Below are 285 nucleotides of genomic sequence, written 5' to 3' on the forward strand. Positions count from 1 at the left end.
TACGAGGCTCAGGCGTGGGTGGCAGACGGTGTGGATCGCATTTCGGGGCCTGTGACGGCCAACTTTACCATTGGGAGCAGCCAAAGCGGCAGCGGTGGGGGCGTGGGAACAGGTTCAGGGAACGGCGTCAGCGTTTCGCTGAGCGCCGTTCCCCAGCAATTGACGGTTGGGCAGTACAGCACCTTGACGGTGAACGTCAACGGGACGATTCAGGGCCCAAATCAACGCAGTGAACTGCCCAACGGCGATCACTACATCGTCGAACTGGCTGACGCAGATCATGGT

Annotated in this window: 1 protein-coding gene; it reads left to right on the plus strand. The window is 60.4% G+C overall.

Annotation, left to right across the window (positions count from 1 at the left end):
• Positions 1-285, plus strand: a 285-nt coding sequence (locus AC27E8_RS06565; protein WP_487111388.1) for a hypothetical protein, incomplete at both ends; no start/stop codon positions are given.

The organism is Alicyclobacillus sp. CIJ1, assembly GCF_057538885.1.